The following is a 16,157-nucleotide window of genomic DNA, read 5'->3' as shown; positions in this document are numbered from 1 at the left end:
CTTAACCCGCCGAGCCATTCTGCTGAGCGCGCTTGACCGCTTCGGCCACCTGCTCGGCGACACGTCGCGTGTCCCAATACACCTGCCCCTTGTACATCCGGTCGCCGCGCAGGTTGAAGCGATCGACGCCCTGCCAACTCAGCGGCTGGCCTGCGACGGTGGCCGACGCCTGCCATTCGATCATCACAGCATCGCCGGTCGGCGCCCACTGCAGGACGTCGACTTTCAAGTCCGGCAGTTGCGTCAGCACCTGGCGAAAATGCTCGACCACGCCTTCCCGATCGGCCGGTTCCGTCATGGGCGGAATCAGGTTACGCGTGTCCTCGTGCATCAAACTTCTCAAGTTATCCGCGACCGGGTTTTGCCATTCCGCCGCGAACCGTTGCACGGCGATGCGCGCATTGGAAAGCTGCTCTTCAGTGGGTAAAAGATATTGCTGCTCTGCCTGAGTCATTTCGGGTCTGCTCCTGATGGGATTGCCTACCTACGGGTTGTGCGTCCGTCGTTCCACGCTGCAAGCAAAGTCAAACTCGACATACATCAAGACTTTCACATACAACGTGTATGTATACTACAATCAGAATGTGAAAAATCAAGGGATAAAAATCCGTCCTATGCCGAGCGCAGGTGTCCCTCCCAAATCCCGCCGCGAGGAATACGCGGACGCCACACGTCAAGCGTTGATTAGCGCCGCCGGCGAGCTATTCGCGTCGCAGGGCTATCAGCAGGTGGGTATCGAGGCCATCGCGCGCAGCGCACGCGTAACTCGCGGCGCGTTCTATCACCACTTCGCCGATAAAGCCGAACTCTTCGATGCGCTGGTGGGCGCGTTGCAGGAACAGGCCGCGTCCAAAGTACAGGCCGCTGCCGGAGCCGCGCCTAAGGCGAAGCGTATTAGCGCGGGTATTCGCGAGTTTCTGGAAGTCTGTTGCGAGCCCGCTTACCGGCAGCTCGTTATCGAAACCGCGCCCGCCGTGCTCGGCACGACGCGCTGCCGCGAGATCGAAGAAGCGCACGTCTATGGGCTGCTGATCGACGCGCTGGTCGGTCCGGCGGGTCATAATGAAAAAGCCCGCGCCAATGCTTACCTTGCCGCGCGCATGATCGGCAGCATGGTGTGCGAGGCGGCGCAGTTGCTCGACAACGCGGACGATCCCGTCGCGCTGAAGGCCGAAGCGTTGAAGCTCGTTGAAAGCATGGTCGGTACGCTGACACCCGATAAAAGCCGGAGCGCGTCGGCTCGCAAGTAAATCGCCCCAACAGGAATGCCGATGAAGGAATGCCAATGACCCTCGACTGGCCGACGATTCGCGATGGCAATGCCGACACGCTGCATGACACGACCGTCGACATTACGGGTTGGATGATTCCGCTGGATCCGCAAGCCGAATCGGTCGATTACTTTCTGCTCTGCGCCGATGAACCCTGCTGCGGGGGTTGTGTGCCGCGCAATCCGGCGGCGTCGATCGAGGTCTACACGGCAGCGCCGCTCGCGCCGCAAGCCGAAGCGCTGACGTTACGCGGCCGGCTGCTGCGTCTGGTCGACGACCCCGCGGGTTGGCGCTATCGATTGGTGGAAGCGGCCGCGCTTGATCGTCTACCTTCTGTGCCGCGCACCTTCAGCCGGCGCGCGTTTCTTTCCTCCGGCGCGGCGCTCGGACTCGCAGCGTGCGCGCCTGGCCGTTTCGCGGGCTATACCGATCCCCAGCACGCGCAAGACGACCCGGTCACGCAGGCCGACAGCGGCAGTCACCGCGCGCCTTCATGGCAAGCGCCGTCCGGCACGCTCACCATCGACATGCACAGCCACGCCGGACGCGTGACCGTGTCGCGCGATCCGGCGATCGGTGCGCGTCGGCCGTTTCTGCCGCTCGCCGCGCCGATGCGCAAAGGCGGCATGAACGTGATCTGCCTCGCGATCGTCACGGATACGACCGTCACGCGCGTCGCGGAAAACCGCAAGCGTTTCGAGGCGTGGCGCGATCCGCAGCCGGGCGAGTTGTATGCGCTCGGTCAAGCCGAATTTCAGCGCGCGCATCAATTGATCGAGCGTGAGCAGATGCAGGTGGTGACGAATGCGGCGTCGCTCGCGGCGAAGGGTTCGCTCGGGCCGTGCGCGATCATTTCCGCCGAGGGTGGGGATTTTCTCGAAGGCCAGGTGGATCGCGTCGACGAGGCGTATGCGCAGCATCAGTTGCGGCATTTGCAACTTACGCACTATCGCGTGAACGAGCTGGGCGATATTCAGACCGAGCCGCCGGTGCATGGCGGCCTGACCGATGCCGGCGCGGAAGTGGTACGGCGTTGCAATGCGCTGGGCATCGTCGTGGATGTCGCGCACGGCACTTACGACCTCGTCAAGCGCGCCGCCGCTACGTCCACCAAGCCGCTCGTGCTGTCGCATTCGGCGTTGGCCACGCACCCTTCGTCGCGCAGCCGGCTTATCACGCCGGATCACGCACGCGTGATCGCGGGCACGGGTGGCGTGATCGGCGTGTGGCCGAGCTCAGGGTCGTTCAAGGATATCCACGCAATGGCCGAAGGCATCAAGCGCATGGCGGATGTGGTCGGCGTGGAGCATGTTGGATTGGGAAGCGACATGCTCGGGTTTATCTCGCCGCCGGTGTTTCGCAGCTACGAACAGTTGCCCGATCTGGCAGGCGCGTTGCTTGTCGCGGGGTTCACGCAGGAAGAAGTGAGCGCGATTCTGGGTGGGAATTACCGGCGAGTGTTTGAGGCTTCGGTTGGATAATCGGTGTGGCCTAACGCCCTGCCGCCCACAGCAACGACAACCCCGAGGACAACATCAAACCGTCGACCACCAGCTTGAAGGTGGCGGGACTCATCCGCACCACGATGCTCCGCGCCGCGAACGAGCCGGTCATCAACGCGGAACCGGTGATCAGGCCGTCGATCACCACACGCAAAGGCAACGCGCCGAAGTGATTGAACACCACGACTTTTGCGGCATACACGGTTAATGAGCCGGCGGCTTCCGTTGCGAGAAACGCGCCTTTGACGAGGCCGTAAGACATGAACACGGGCACGGTAATCGGCCCGGTCGACACCACGATGCCGGTGAGAAAACCCACCACGCCGCCGATCAGCGAAAGGTGCCACAGAGAGAATCTGACGGCCCGCCGCGCGAGCCAGCGGCGCGTGGGCACCATCGCGACAAAGAACAGCCCCAGCGCGATTTCAACCGCGTGCGGCGGCAGTGCCAGCAGCGTCCGCACACCAAGCGCCGCGCCCGGCACGGCGGTCACGCAGTAGGCCCCGCAAGCGCGCCAATCGATCTCGCGCCACCACGCGAGCACCTTGCCGAAGTTGCCCATGATCGCGGCGATCGCCATGATCGGCACCGCCTGTTGCGGACCGTAGAGCATCACGAGCACGGGCATTAGCAGCATGGATGAACCGGTGCCGATCACGCCGCTCAGCAAGCCTGCCAGCAAGCCCACGCACAGAACCAGCAGATACCCCATGTCGCCCCCTCGATGTGGACGACAATTCTACGCGAGCAGTGAGGCCATGCGCTTTGCCGGATTCAGTGGAAAAGGCTTTCAGCCACCTTCATCGTCGAAGGTCTTCGGGTACACGCGCACGAGCACGATGCGCGGCCCTTTCATCTTCTTGACGACCACGTCGAAGCGGTCGAATTCCACGCGCTGGCCTTCTGTGGGCAGATCGTTGAGCGCCTGAATCACGAGACCGCCGACCGATTCGGCCTTGCCCTCGTCGATATCGATACCCAACGCCCGCTCCAGCGACACCACCGGCAAGCTGCCCTTGCCCATTAACGTGCCGTCGTCCATGCGCGTCCAGTCGGCGTCGCCCTGACGGAATTCGTCATGAATCTGACCGACCAACGCGCCGAGCAGATTGTCGAGCGTCAGGAAGCCGATCGGCTTCGCATTTTTATGGCCGACCAGCGCGAAATGCGGCGCGCCTTTGCGGAAGCGGCGGAACAGTTCCAGCGCGGGCATGTCCGGCTTCACGTATTGCACGGGTCGCGCGTATTTCGACAGATCCTCGAGCGTGCTGCCCGCGTGACGCGCCAGCAGCAGATCCTTCAAGTGGATCATGCCGGCCACGCGTTCACCGGCTGCGTCTTCGAACAGCGGGTAGCGGCTGAAGCGATGCCGCGCCACCACCTGCATGTTGTCGCGCAACGGCAGATCGCGCCGCAAGCCAACCATTTCATAAGCAGGACGCATGAGGTCCGACACCGTCATGCGCGAAAAATCCAGCGAATGCGCGATCGTGTTCCATTCGTCCTGGCTGTACGCGCCGCCGTCCGCCGCGCCCAACTCGCTCGCCACATTGGCGCGGCGGCCACGCAGGATCAGCTTGAGTTCGTCGGTCGAATAGTGCGAGTCGTGACCATGGTCGGCGTCGAGGCCGGCCAGCTTCAGCACCGCGTTGGCGCTCGAGTTGAGCACCCAGATGGCCGGATACATGGCCCAGTAGAAGCCGTACAGCGGCGTGGCGGCCCACAGCGACACCTTCTCCGCCTCGCGAATAGCCAGCGACTTCGGCGCCAGTTCGCCCACCACGATATGCAGGAACGAAATACACGAAAACGCGAAGAACAGCGAAACGCCGTGAATCAGTTTCTCAGACTCCACGCCGAGCAGGTTGAAGACCGGCGTGAGCAGTTGCGCGAACGCGGGCTCGCCGATCCAGCCGAGACCGAGCGACGCTAGCGTAATGCCGAGCTGACAGGCGGAGAGGTAAGCGTCGAGACGTCCGTGCACCTTGGCCAGCAAACGGCCGCGCATGCCGTGTTTCGCGGCGAGACTCTGCACGCGCGTGGCCCGCAGTTTGACCAGACCGAATTCAGCCGCAACAAAGAAACCGTTGAGCGCAACGAGAAACAACGCGCCAATGAGGGCGACAACCTGGATCAAAGCGAAGGGCTCCGGCAACAAAAGTTGTCAGTATAGAGGGTGAAAGCTCGGTGAAAAGTCAAACGCCGTTGATCGCCGTTAAGCGCGCGCAACCGTGTACCGATGTGAAGCGCTCACTTCGGCACGGTCGCACTCAGCGGTATGCGTAGTGCAAGTCTGGCCGCTTCGCTCTCGCTGGCGTCGATCTGCTCGAAACTGCCGCCATGCGCTTCCGCGACGCGCTTGCACAGTGCGAACACCCACGCAATGCGTTTGGCTTCGCGCGGCTCGCCGGCCTGCTTGCGAGCGAACGCTTCGAGCAGATGCGGCACGGCCGGATCGCTCAACGCGGCGAGGTTGCTGTCGTAGGTGACGGTGGCATGCCATGCGGTCGCGTCCGCACGCGTGGCCAGCGTGACGGTAGCGCCTTCGGCGCTGGCTTCGACGGTGAACGTCAGCATCAGCCACAGCGCGGCGACGAGGCGTGCGCGGTCGCCGTTGAGTTGCTCGGTGCCGAGTTGCGAGTCGAGCGCGATCTCGACCTGGCGCGAGCGAGCCAAACCCGTGCGCACGTCTTCGACAGTTTCGTCGAGCAACGGATGCAGCGGGAACGACGCATACGCGAGCGCCAGCGACCTGGTTTCGGCGCGCGTGGCATCCACGATCGTTTCGAGCAGCTTCACCTGCTGGTCCACGCCATTGCGAATGCCGGTGACGGCGCGCTGCGCGTTGGGGTCGTTCGCGTCGAGCTTGCGCTCGAGCACGTAGGCCCAGCTATGGATCGCGTTCAGCGGACCGCGCAAATCGTGCGACACCAGCGACAGCACGTGGTCACGCATGAACAGCGCGGTTTCGGCGCAAAGATGCGCGGTACGCTCGGAGACGGCGAAGCCGGAAGGCGCCGGCTGCGCGCCGGTGGTTCCGGTTGAAGACGTTGTCACGATCGAGCCCTCTCAGGCAGTGCATGATGATTGAAAGAAGCCCCATTATAGGCATGGCATCCGGCGCGACCCGCCTGGCCGGACGGCCAATTTCCACGCAATCCGCGTGCCACGCGGCAATCCTCGGCGATGCATCGCCAACACGCCTACAATGTCGGTTTTTACGTTTTTGAACTGAGGAGCGTTACATGTCGACTGTCACTACCGAGTCCGGCCTGAAGTACGAAGACATCGTGGAAGGCACCGGCGCCGAAGCGGTTGCCGGCAAGAGCGTCAGCGTGCACTACACCGGCTGGCTGACCGATGGTCAGAAGTTCGACTCGAGCAAGGACCGCAACGACCCGTTCGCATTCGTGCTGGGCGGCGGCATGGTCATCAAGGGTTGGGACGAAGGCGTGCAAGGCATGAAGGTCGGCGGCACGCGCAAGCTGACGATTCCGCCGCAACTCGGCTACGGCGTGCGTGGCGCGGGCGGCGTGATTCCGCCGAACGCGACGCTCGTGTTCGAAGTCGAATTGCTCGGCGTCTAAGTTTTTTGCGTTTCAAGTTGCCGGCCTGTTTGCCGGTGACCGCGCTTTAACGATGAACCACGCTACCGCCACCATCCCTTGCGTTTCGCTGCGCCGTTACGGCGCGGTCGAAGCGTCGGACGTGCATGACTTTCATCAGGTCGTGCTCGGCCTGGACGGCGCGATGGTGATGGCGGTGAACGGCGTCGCGCAACAGATCGACGCCGGCTCCGCGTGGCTCATTCCGGCGGGTGCGCGGCACGACTACGCGGGTATCGGCGAGAACCGGCAGTTGGTGCTGGATCTGCCGGCTACATCGCTGGCCGTGCCGGAGCGCTTGTTCGACCGCGCGCGGGCCGTGACGGTCGATGCGTCGCTAACGCAGCTCGTGCATCGGATTGCAGCGCACGCTACCGGCGGCGCTCAGAGCGACGATCTGGACGCCCGTCGTTTTCATTGGGATGCAGCGGCCCGTCTGGGCGCTGCGTTGGTGGCCGACTCCGGCACCACGGCAGGTGCGCTCGCGCCTGGCGCGGGTCTCGACTTCACGCGTATCGACCGTTGGTTGCGCGCGCATTTGTCGGAACCGCTGCGCATTGCCGACCTCGCCGCGCATTGCGGTTTTGGCATGCGGCGCTTTCATCAGCTTTTTATCGACGCGTTCGGTGAGACGCCGCATCGCTATTTGCAGCGCTTGCGGCTCGATACGTCGCTCACGTTGCTCGCGGATCCGCGCCGTTCATTGACCGATATCGCATTGGATATCGGCTTCGGCGATCAGAGCGCTTTCACGCACGCATTCACGCGGCGTTTCGGACTAGCGCCTGGCCAATGGCGCGCGCTGCGCCACTGAGCATTGCCGCGCGAGCCGCGTTGAGTTAGCGGCCCGCATTGCCTGCTTTAAATCCCGTTTAACCCGCCAGACCGCGTTCCAGGTCGCCGCGAATATCCGCAGCGTTTTCCAGACCCACCGCCAGCCGGATCAAGCCTTCGCTAATGCCTGCTGCCGCGCGCGCTTCCGGCGTCACGCGACCATGCGTGGTGGTCGCCGGATGCGTGATCGTGGTCCGTGTATCGCCAAGATTGCCGGTGATCGAACAGATCTTCGTGCTATCGATCACACGCCATGCATTCGCGCGCATCTGCTCCGGCGTGTCGCCCTTCAGTTCGAACGACAGAATCGCGCCGCCCGCCTTCTGTTGACGCATGGCCAGCGCGTGCTGCGGGTGCGATTCCAGCCCCGGATAGAACACGCGATTCACGGCCGGATGCGTCTCCAGCCAGCGCGCGATTTCCAGCGCATTCGCCGACTGCTTGTCGACGCGCAGCGACAGCGTTTCCATGCCCTTGAGCAGCACCCACGCGTTGAACGCGGACAGCGTCGGCCCGGTGCTACGCACGAACGGGAACACCTTTTCCATGATGAACTGCTTCGAGCCGACCAGCGCGCCGCCCAACACGCGCCCCTGACCGTCAAGGAACTTGGTGGCCGAATGCATCACCACATCCGCGCCGAGCTTCAGCGGCTGTTGCAACGCCGGGCTGCAGAAGCAGTTGTCCACCACGAATAGCGCGTTCGCGGCCTTGGCGATCTTGCTGATCGCTTCGATGTCGGACACTTCCGTCAGCGGATTCGACGGCGTTTCGAGGAAGAACATCTTCGTCTCGGGACGCACGGCGTTTTTCCACGCGTCCAGATCGGTCGAATCGACGAACGTGGTCGTAATGCCGAACTTGGTGAAAATCTGCGAGAACATGCCGAGTGTCGAGCCGAACAACGCCTGCGAGCTCACGAGGTGGTCGCCGGCCTGCAGCGCGCACATCACGACGGACATGATCGCGGCCATGCCGGACGCTGTGGCCATGCACGCTTCGCCGCCTTCGAGCGCGGCCAGGCGGTCCTGGAACATCGTGACGGTCGGGTTCGTGAAGCGCGAATAGGTGTAGTTGTCTTCGGAATTCCTGAATTTCTCGGCGGCGTCCGCGGCGCTCGCGAACACAAAGCTCGAGGTCAGGAAAATCGCTTCCGAATGTTCGTTGAAGTCGCTGCGCGCCGTGCCCGAGCGGACTGCCAGCGTGTCGAAGTTCAAGGAGTCGTCCATGTTGGTTCTGGTTTCCAATGTTCCATGGCTGCGTTCGGCGCGCTTCGTGTGAAAGGAGAGCGCAACGCCAAACGGCAGCAACAAAAAAGCCCGCTTTTGCGTCGGCATAAGCGGGCTTCATGTGCGGGGAAAGCTGGAGCGGAGGCGGATGAATGCGGCGTTTCCCACCTTTCGCTTTAGCTGTTTCGGGTTACCCCGCGTCCGCAAGCTGAGATCAAATCGACGCAAGCCATGATCCTAACACGCTCGCGGCGTGGCGTGCAGCGCGCCACGCCATGAGCGCTGTCGTTCAGTTTCATGTTCATGTCGGGCTCGCGGGCTACCTTTAGCCCACCGACAACTGCAGATGCAATTGCGAACGCGCCGGCGCGCCGCCGTCGATCGCGTCGCTCGCGGCGTCGCGATCCGATTGCGAGGACGGCGCGAGACGCGCTCTTTCGATGCGGTCCAGATACTCGGTCGTGATGTCGCCGGTCACGTAGTTGCCGTCGAAGCACGACGCTTCGAATTCCCGCAGTGCCGGGTTGATGTCGCGCACGGCCTGCTTCAGTGCGTCGACGTCCTGATACACGAGGTGGTCCGCGCCGATCATGCGCGCGACTTCGTCGTCCGTGCGGCCGTGAGCGACGAGCTCACCGCGCGTCGGCATATCGATACCGTAGACGTTCGGGAATTTCACCGGCGGTGCCGCCGAAGCGAAGATCACCTTGTTCGCGCCGGCGTCGCGCGCCATCTGCACGATTTCGTGCGAGGTGGTGCCGCGCACGATCGAATCGTCGACGATCAGCACGTTCTTGCCCTTGAACTCGATACCCATGGCGTTCAGCTTCTGGCGCACCGACTTCTTGCGCACCGCCTGGCCCGGCATGATGAAGGTGCGGCCGACGTAACGGTTCTTGAAGAAGCCTTCGCGATATTCCACGCCCAGTTTCTTCGCGACCTGCATGGCAGCCGGACGCGACGAATCAGGAATCGGCATCACCACGTCGATCGGCACGTCGGGCAGTTCGCGCTTGATCTTCTCGGCGAGGTAGTCGCCCATGCGCAGACGCACGTTGTAGACCGGCACGCCGTCGAGCACCGAGTCCGGACGCGCGAGATACACGAGTTCGAAAATGCACGGATTCAGGCTCGGATTCGTCGCGCATTGCTGCGAATGCAGATTGCCTTCGATATCGATGAAAATCGCCTCGCCCGGTGCGATATCGCGCACGAATTCGAAGCCGATACCTTCAATCGCCACCGACTCCGACGCCAGGATCCATTCGACGCCTTCCGGCGTTTCCTGCTTGCCGAGGCACAGCGGGCGGATGCCGAACGGGTCGCGGAAACCCAGCAGCCCGTAACCGGCGATCAGCGACACGATCGCGTACGAACCCCGCACCCGGCGATGCACGCCCGACACCGCCTTGAACAGCGCGGCCGGATCGAGTTGCAGGCCCGAGCTGGACAGCTGCAATTCGTGCGCGAGCACGTTGAGCATGACCTCGGTGTCGGAATTCGTATTGATGTGGCGGCGATCGACGCGGAACATCTCGTCTTTCAGTTGCTGCCAGTTGGTCAGGTTGCCGTTGTGCGCGAGGATGATGCCGAACGGCGCGTTCACGTAGAACGGCTGGGCTTCTTCTTCGCTCGACGCGGAACCGGCCGTCGGGTAACGCACCTGGCCGATACCGGTCGTGCCGGGCAGGCTGCGCATGTTGCGCGTGCGGAACACGTCGCGCACCATGCCGTTGGCCTTGTGCATGTGGAAATTGCTGCCGTTCGCGGTTGCGATGCCGGCGGCGTCCTGACCGCGATGCTGCAGAAGCAGCAGGCTGTCATAGATCAGCTGATTGACCGGGGAATGGGAAACTACGCCTACGATGCCGCACATGGCATGTCCTTCAAAGGTACGAAATTCGTCGTGGCGGCCGGTGACTGCGTACGCGCTGTGACCTGCTGGTACGTAGCGGCAACCGGTTTGCGCCGGAGTCCTGCCGCGTCCCTTGAAACACTCGCCTGATCGTCACACGCGGACGTAGGCAGCAAGTGTCTCGGGAAGCAGCGGTTTCATTACGTGCACGCCCTCGACCGCGTAGGGCCGAAGCAAGGCGTTGCGCCAGAATTCCTGTTGGGGCAGTTCGGTCAAGCCAGCGAGGGCGACCAGAATCAGCACCAGAATGACCCCGCGCACGAGGCCGAACATCAAACCGAGCGAGCGGTCCACGCCGCTCAAGCCGGTTGCCTGCACGATGCGGCTCAGGAGGGCATTCAGCACGCTCGCCACCAGCACCACACCGATCACCACCAGCGCAAAGGCCAGCAGCCACTGGGTCAACGCACCACCCGGCCACGTGGACGGGATAAACGGCACGACATAACCGACAAAGCGGCACGCAATGAAAAACGCCGCGATCCAGCCGATCAACCCGAATATCTCAGACAAAAACCCGCGCCATGTGCCGCGCAAGGCCGACAAACCGATCACCGCCATTACAGCGTAGTCGAAGGCGGTGAACATCGCTCGCTTACTGTGCGGCGCTGCTGTTCGCGCCCGACGTCAAGCCGGCCTCGCGAACTTTCGCAATCGCGGCGCTGGCCGCGGCACGATCGGCAAACGGGCCAGCTCGCAGCAACGTGAGCGTGGAACCGTCAGCCTGCTTCCGATGTTCGGTATATGCGGGCACTCCCGCCGCTTTCAACTTGGCCGCCCAATTTCGCGCGTTGGCGTCGTTGGCGAATGCGCCCAGTTGAACCGCGAAGCGGCTGCCCGGCGGCGATGCCGGCGTGCCGGAATTCGCGTCCGCGCTGGCGGCGGTGGTGTTCGTGTCGTCGGTTGCGCTCGGCGCGGCGGTGGCCGCGGCGTTGTGCGTGACCGGCGGTTTGGCGGGTTTTGCAGGCGCTGTCGGCGCCGTGGCTGGCGCGGTGTTCATCGCGACGGCCGGCGCCTGCGGTTTCGCCGCCGGTTTGGCTGCGGGCGTTGCGGCGCCTGTCGTCGTGCTGGTGCCAGTGCTCGTGCTTTGTGCTTGCGTGCTGCCGGACTGGCCTGGCTTCGCGGCCGTTGTCGGCGCAAGACTCGAAGCGGCAAGTGCCGCGTCAGGCGTGGGGTTGTCGGGTGCTACGCCGGCCTGCGTGTCTTCGTCAGCCTTGGCGAGCTTCGGCGCGGGACGGTTGGGGATGTCGATCGCGATGTCGTCGGTGACGGGCTTGGGATGCGAGTCCAGCACCATGGGCAGGATGACGACCGCCGCGACGACCAGCGCGATCGCGCCGACGAGGCGGCGCCGCGCACGCTGCTTTTCCGGCAGCGTAGGGTCGAGCAGCATGGCGTCGGCGTCGACGGGGCGCTCCGTGCGGCGGGTTCGCCGCTCCACGCGCTCGCCACGGGCGGCCCGGGTGGAACTGGTATTTGCGCCGCGCCGAGTGGGCGCGTCGTCTTTCTTGCCGAACGAGAAAATTCCCATGAATCGCTTGGTTCGAGCCTGGCGCCCGTTCAGTGTTGCTGCGATTTACGGTAGGCCATAACTCCGGCTACCGTATAGAAACTGCCGAAAACCACGATTCTATCATTCTCTGACGCCCGTTTTAGCGCGTCTTGGTAAGCCTCGGCCGGTGTAGCGTAGCGCGTGACGCTGCTGTCGGCGGCTTCGTCCACGCCCTGCTCGCGTAGCGCCGCTTCGAGCTGTTCCGCCGTGGCGGCCCGCGCGAGCGGCAAATCGGTCACGCACCAATGGTCGATTTCGCCCTTCAGATGCGCCAATACGCCGGCAATATCCTTGTCGCGCATCGCGCCGAACACCGCGTACGTGTACGGGAAGAAGCCCATATTGCCGAGGTTCTGCGTCAGCACGGCGGCCGCGTGCGGATTGTGGCCGACATCCAGCACGATAGCCGGCTTGCCAGGCAGCACCTGGAAACGACCCGGCAGCTCGACGTTGGCGAGACCCAGGCGGATATCCTGCGCCGACACCGGCAAACGGTCACGCAGCGCTTCGAGTCCGGCGAGCGCCGCCGACGTATTGATCAACTGGTTCGCGCCGCGCAACGCCGGATAGGCGAGCGACGAACGCCGCATGGTCGGACCCACGTAACTCCACTGCTGGCGCTCGCTGCCCGCCTGCCCTTCGTAGCGGAAATCGCGGCCGAAGAGCCACAGTTCCGCGCCGATCTTCTCGGCATGATCGATCAGCGACTGCGGCGGCACCGGGTCGGCGCAAATCGCCGGCTTGCCCGGACGGAAAATGCCGGCCTTTTCGAAGCCGATTTTCTCGCGTGTATCGCCGAGATATTCCGTGTGATCAATGTCGATGCTGGTGATGATCGCGCAGTCGGTATCGAGAATATTCACCGCGTCGAGACGACCGCCCAGGCCGACTTCGAAGATCACCGCGTCAAAACCGCGCGAGGCGAACAGGCTCATGATCGCCAGCGTCGTGAATTCGAAGTAGGTCAGCGTGACCGGTTCGGCGAGACTCAGCCGCGCGGTTTCGACGACTTCGAAGTGCGCCAGCAGGTCGGCGTCGGTCGCCATTTCGCCGTTCAGGCGCGCGCGCTCGTTGAACGTCAGCAGATGCGGCGACGTGTGACAGCCCACCGTGAAGCCGGCGCGCAGCAGAATCGATTCGAGGATCGCGCATGTGGAGCCCTTGCCGTTCGTGCCGCCGACCGTGATGATCGGGCACGCAAACGACAGTTGCATCGCGTCGCGTACCTGCGAGATGCGGTCTAAACCCATGTCGATGCCGACCGGATGCGCGGATTCAAGGTGCGTGAGCCACGCGTCGAGGGTGGGGAATGTCGTCATCGAATGAATCGCGAGTGAATCGGTTAGGCGGTGGTGCGCCGTGATTATCCTGGAAATGACAACGCGCCGCTTGATCACTCACGCGGCGCGTTATTTTTGCCTGCTTTTTTTGACGGCTACCGGCGCTGCGTTCAATGTAGCGCGGGCTGTCTTGTCTACTGCTTAACGTCTGCTTACGCGACGGCATCCGCCGGCTGGTGGCTCAACAGCGCCATCAACTGGGCGATTTCCTCACGCAGCTTGCGACGGTCGACGATCATGTCCACCGCGCCCTTCGTCAGCAGGAACTCAGCACGCTGGAAGCCTTCCGGCAGCTTTTCGCGCACTGTCTGTTCGATCACGCGCGGGCCGGCAAAGCCGATCAGCGCCTTCGGCTCGGCGATCACCACGTCGCCGAGGAACGCGAAACTCGCCGACACCCCGCCCATGGTCGGATCGGTCAGCACGGAAATGAACGGCAGCTTGGCTTCGGCCAGCCTGGTCAGCATGGCCGTGGTCTTCGCCATTTGCATCAGCGACAGCAGGCTTTCCTGCATGCGCGCGCCGCCCGAAGCGGTGAAGCAGATGAACGGCACTTTCTGTTCGAGCGCGTTCTGCGCGCCGCGCGCAAAGCGCTCGCCGACCACCGAACCCATCGAGCCGCCCATGAACGAGAACTCGAAGCAGGCCACGACCACCGGCAGCGTGTGGATCGCGCCGCCCATCACGACCATGGCGTCGGTTTCGTCGGTGTCGTCCATCGCCTCTTTAAGGCGATCCGGGTACTTGCGGCTGTCCTTGAACTTCAACGCGTCGACCGGAACGATTTCCTGACCGATTTCGTAGCGGCCTTCCGGATCGAGCAGGCCGTCGAGCCGCTCACGCGCGCCGATGCGCATGTGATGGTCGCACTTCGGGCAAACGTGCAGATTGGCCTCGACGTCGTTGCGGTACAGCACGGCTTCGCACGACGGGCACTTGATCCACAGGCCTTCCGGAATCCCCTTACGGTTCTTCGGGTCGGTTTGTTTGATTTTCGGCGGCAGCAGCTTATCGAGCCAGCTCATATTGAATCCTTCTGGGGTCGGCGGTTGCGCAAACGGCGGGATAAACCCGCCGCTCACACTACAGACGACAAAAATAACTGTTATCGGGCAGTCGCGACGCTATCTAGCGCCTCGCGCACTTCGGCGATGAAACGCGTGAGCGTTTCAGCCGCGGTCTCCGGCGGCGCCTGTTCGAGCAATTGCACGATACGGCTGCCGATCACGACGGCATCGGACACTTCGGCCACCGAACGCGCGGTTTGCGCGTCGCGGATACCGAAACCGACGCCCACCGGCAGGGGTACGCGCGACTTGATGGCCGGGATTTTACCCGCGATGCTGGAAACGTCCAGATTCGCGGAGCCGGTCACCCCTTTCAACGACACATAATAGACGTAGCCGCTGGCAATTTTGCCGACCTCAGCGATGCGCTCGTCCGTGGACGTGGGCGCCAGCAAAAAGATCGGATCGATCGCAGCGGATCGCATTTTTTCAGCGAAGTTAGCGCACTCTTCCGGCGGGTAATCGACCACCAGCACGCCGTCCACGCCGGCGTCCTGCGCGGCTTTAGCGAACGCTTCGATACCCATACGTTCGATCGGATTGGCGTAGCCCATCAGCACGACGGGCGTCTTGTCGTCGGTTTCGCGGAAGCGCTTGACGTCCGCGATCACGTGGCGCAGCGACACGCCGTGCGCCAACGCGCGCTCGGACGATTGCTGGATCACGGGGCCGTCGGCCATCGGGTCGGAAAACGGCACACCGAGTTCGATCACATCCGCGCCGCCGGCAGCGAGCGCGTGCATGAATTCGACCGTGCGGGCCGGGTCCGGGTCGCCGGCCGTCATGAAAGGAATCAGGCCTTTCTTACCTTGGGCGGACAACGCGGCAAACGTGTTCTTGATACGGGACATGGAAATTTCTCGAATTTAAGCAACTGCGCGCGGCTTACGCGGCGCGTGCTGCGTGACACTCACTGCAACTCACTGCGTTTCGGTCTGCCGTTTGGCCTTGGCCTTAACCGGCCGCGCCTTCACAGGCACCGGATTCGCAGCGATGCTGACGCGTTCACGCGCTATCGCACAGTAACTTTCATTGATCTCATAGCCGACGAATTCGCGCTGCTGTCGGGCGCAAGCGACTGCGGTGGTGCCGCTGCCCATGAACGGGTCGAGCACGCGCCCGCCCTTCGGACAACTCGCCAGCACCATTCGCTCGACAATTTCCAGAGGCTTCTGGGTGGGATGCGCGACGCGTTCGGCATGCTGCCGATGCAGTCGCGACACCGACCAGACATCCTTCGGATTATAGCCAACCTCCAGCCACTTACTGCCTTCGAACAACTTACGCGAACGCGCCTTCTTCGTGACTTCATCGTACGGGATGCGGACGGGATCGAGATCGAAGAAGTAATCCTTCGACACCGCGAAAAAGCCGATGTTGTCGTGCACCGAAGTAAATCGCCGCACGGTGCCGCCCATGCTCGGTACGCGCCGGTCCCAGATGATTTCGTTGATCATCGTGAGTTTTGTCTTCAGGAAGCTGAAGATTTCCGGCGAGTACTGCCACGTGCAGAAGATATACAGCGAACCCGACGGCTTGAGCTTGGGAACAGCCAGCTCGAGCCAGCTACGCGTCCAGGCGAGAAAATCGTCGCCGGTCCGCATGTCGGAGTCGTTGCCATAATCTTTGCCGAGCCCATAAGGCGGATCGCACACGATCAGGTCGATCGACCCGTCGGGAATGTTCGCCACATCGGTCAGAAAATCGCGGTTCAACAGCTGGATGCCGGCCGGCACCTGCGGCAGTGACGCCTCAGGCACCGCGGCGGCCGCTACTTTGGCGGCCGGATCAAGGGTTTCAATCGCCGGCTGCGGCTCGTCGAACTCGTCACGCATCGTCGCG

General features: G+C 63.1%; 16 protein-coding genes. 4 read left to right on the top strand and 12 right to left on the bottom strand.

Features of this window, described 5'->3' with window-relative positions:
- Window position 1: 1 nt before the first annotated feature.
- On the bottom strand, window positions 2–454 hold the full coding sequence (locus FA94_RS35950) for a nuclear transport factor 2 family protein (RefSeq protein WP_035561056.1): 453 nt from the start codon (window positions 452–454) through the stop codon (window positions 2–4).
- 160 nt (window positions 455–614) lie between these two features.
- On the opposite strand from FA94_RS35950, the gene FA94_RS37505 reads away from it, so the two are divergent.
- A complete protein-coding gene (locus FA94_RS37505) occupies window positions 615–1,250 on the top strand; it encodes a TetR/AcrR family transcriptional regulator (RefSeq protein WP_197070277.1) in 636 nt (211 codons plus the stop codon).
- 35 nt (window positions 1,251–1,285) lie between these two features.
- Window positions 1,286–2,752, top strand: a complete 1,467-nt coding sequence (locus FA94_RS38400) for a dipeptidase (protein ID WP_081936307.1) — start codon at window positions 1,286–1,288, stop codon at window positions 2,750–2,752.
- 10 nt (window positions 2,753–2,762) lie between these two features.
- On the opposite strand, the gene FA94_RS35935 is transcribed toward FA94_RS38400, so the two are convergent.
- The 3 genes from FA94_RS35935 to FA94_RS35925 all read right to left on the bottom strand — a co-directional run bounded on the left by FA94_RS35935 (window position 2,763) and on the right by FA94_RS35925 (window position 5,830).
- Window positions 2,763–3,485, bottom strand: a complete 723-nt coding sequence (locus tag FA94_RS35935; RefSeq protein WP_035561053.1) for a sulfite exporter TauE/SafE family protein — start codon at window positions 3,483–3,485, stop codon at window positions 2,763–2,765.
- Window positions 3,486–3,563: 78 nt separating this feature from the next.
- Window positions 3,564–4,910 (bottom strand): hemolysin family protein, encoded by a 1,347-nt coding sequence (locus tag FA94_RS35930; RefSeq protein WP_035564037.1) that lies wholly within the window; start codon window positions 4,908–4,910, stop codon window positions 3,564–3,566.
- Between the two features lie 113 nt (window positions 4,911–5,023).
- Window positions 5,024–5,830, bottom strand: a complete 807-nt coding sequence (locus FA94_RS35925; RefSeq protein WP_035561051.1) for a sensor histidine kinase — start codon at window positions 5,828–5,830, stop codon at window positions 5,024–5,026.
- Between the two features lie 188 nt (window positions 5,831–6,018).
- Between FA94_RS35925 and FA94_RS35920 the strand changes: the two genes are divergently transcribed.
- Entirely contained in the window at window positions 6,019–6,360 is a 342-nt protein-coding gene (locus tag FA94_RS35920; protein WP_035561048.1) for an FKBP-type peptidyl-prolyl cis-trans isomerase, read from the top strand.
- 52 nt (window positions 6,361–6,412) lie between these two features.
- Window positions 6,413–7,192, top strand: a complete 780-nt coding sequence (locus FA94_RS35915) for an AraC family transcriptional regulator (RefSeq protein ID WP_035561045.1) — start codon at window positions 6,413–6,415, stop codon at window positions 7,190–7,192.
- A gap of 58 nt (window positions 7,193–7,250) precedes the next feature.
- Here the strand turns inward: FA94_RS35915 and FA94_RS35910 are convergent, their stop codons facing one another.
- The 8 genes from FA94_RS35910 to FA94_RS35875 form a co-directional block, all read right to left on the bottom strand.
- Window positions 7,251–8,441, bottom strand: a complete 1,191-nt coding sequence (locus tag FA94_RS35910; RefSeq protein WP_035564035.1) for an O-succinylhomoserine sulfhydrylase — start codon at window positions 8,439–8,441, stop codon at window positions 7,251–7,253.
- A 325-nt stretch (window positions 8,442–8,766) separates the two neighbouring features.
- Entirely contained in the window at window positions 8,767–10,317 is a 1,551-nt protein-coding gene (purF, locus tag FA94_RS35905; RefSeq protein ID WP_035561042.1) for an amidophosphoribosyltransferase, read from the bottom strand.
- A 132-nt stretch (window positions 10,318–10,449) separates the two neighbouring features.
- Complete coding sequence (locus FA94_RS35900; protein WP_035561040.1) at window positions 10,450–10,944, bottom strand: CvpA family protein; 495 nt, start codon at window positions 10,942–10,944, stop codon at window positions 10,450–10,452.
- Between the two features lie 7 nt (window positions 10,945–10,951).
- Window positions 10,952–11,887, bottom strand: coding sequence for an SPOR domain-containing protein (locus FA94_RS35895; RefSeq protein ID WP_035561037.1), 936 nt, complete (start codon window positions 11,885–11,887; stop codon window positions 10,952–10,954).
- A gap of 29 nt (window positions 11,888–11,916) precedes the next feature.
- The gene (gene folC / locus FA94_RS35890) at window positions 11,917–13,227 is read right to left on the bottom strand and encodes a bifunctional tetrahydrofolate synthase/dihydrofolate synthase (protein ID WP_035561034.1); all 1,311 of its coding nucleotides are present in this window, start codon (window positions 13,225–13,227) and stop codon (window positions 11,917–11,919) included.
- A 173-nt stretch (window positions 13,228–13,400) separates the two neighbouring features.
- Complete coding sequence (gene accD / locus FA94_RS35885; RefSeq protein ID WP_035561032.1) at window positions 13,401–14,273, bottom strand: acetyl-CoA carboxylase, carboxyltransferase subunit beta; 873 nt, start codon at window positions 14,271–14,273, stop codon at window positions 13,401–13,403.
- A gap of 80 nt (window positions 14,274–14,353) precedes the next feature.
- Window positions 14,354–15,166: a tryptophan synthase subunit alpha gene (gene trpA, locus FA94_RS35880; protein ID WP_035561029.1), complete on the bottom strand. Its 813-nt coding sequence runs from the start codon at window positions 15,164–15,166 to the stop codon at window positions 14,354–14,356.
- 69 nt (window positions 15,167–15,235) lie between these two features.
- Complete coding sequence (locus FA94_RS35875) at window positions 15,236–16,150, bottom strand: DNA-methyltransferase (protein ID WP_035561026.1); 915 nt, start codon at window positions 16,148–16,150, stop codon at window positions 15,236–15,238.
- Window positions 16,151–16,157: the final 7 nt, after the last annotated feature.

Origin of the sequence: Burkholderia sp. 9120, from assembly GCF_000745015.1 — a bacterium.
In the GTDB taxonomy this organism is placed as follows: domain Bacteria; phylum Pseudomonadota; class Gammaproteobacteria; order Burkholderiales; family Burkholderiaceae; genus Paraburkholderia.
Note: the sequence above shows the minus strand (reverse complement) of the source record. Positions and strands in the feature narration are given on the sequence as shown.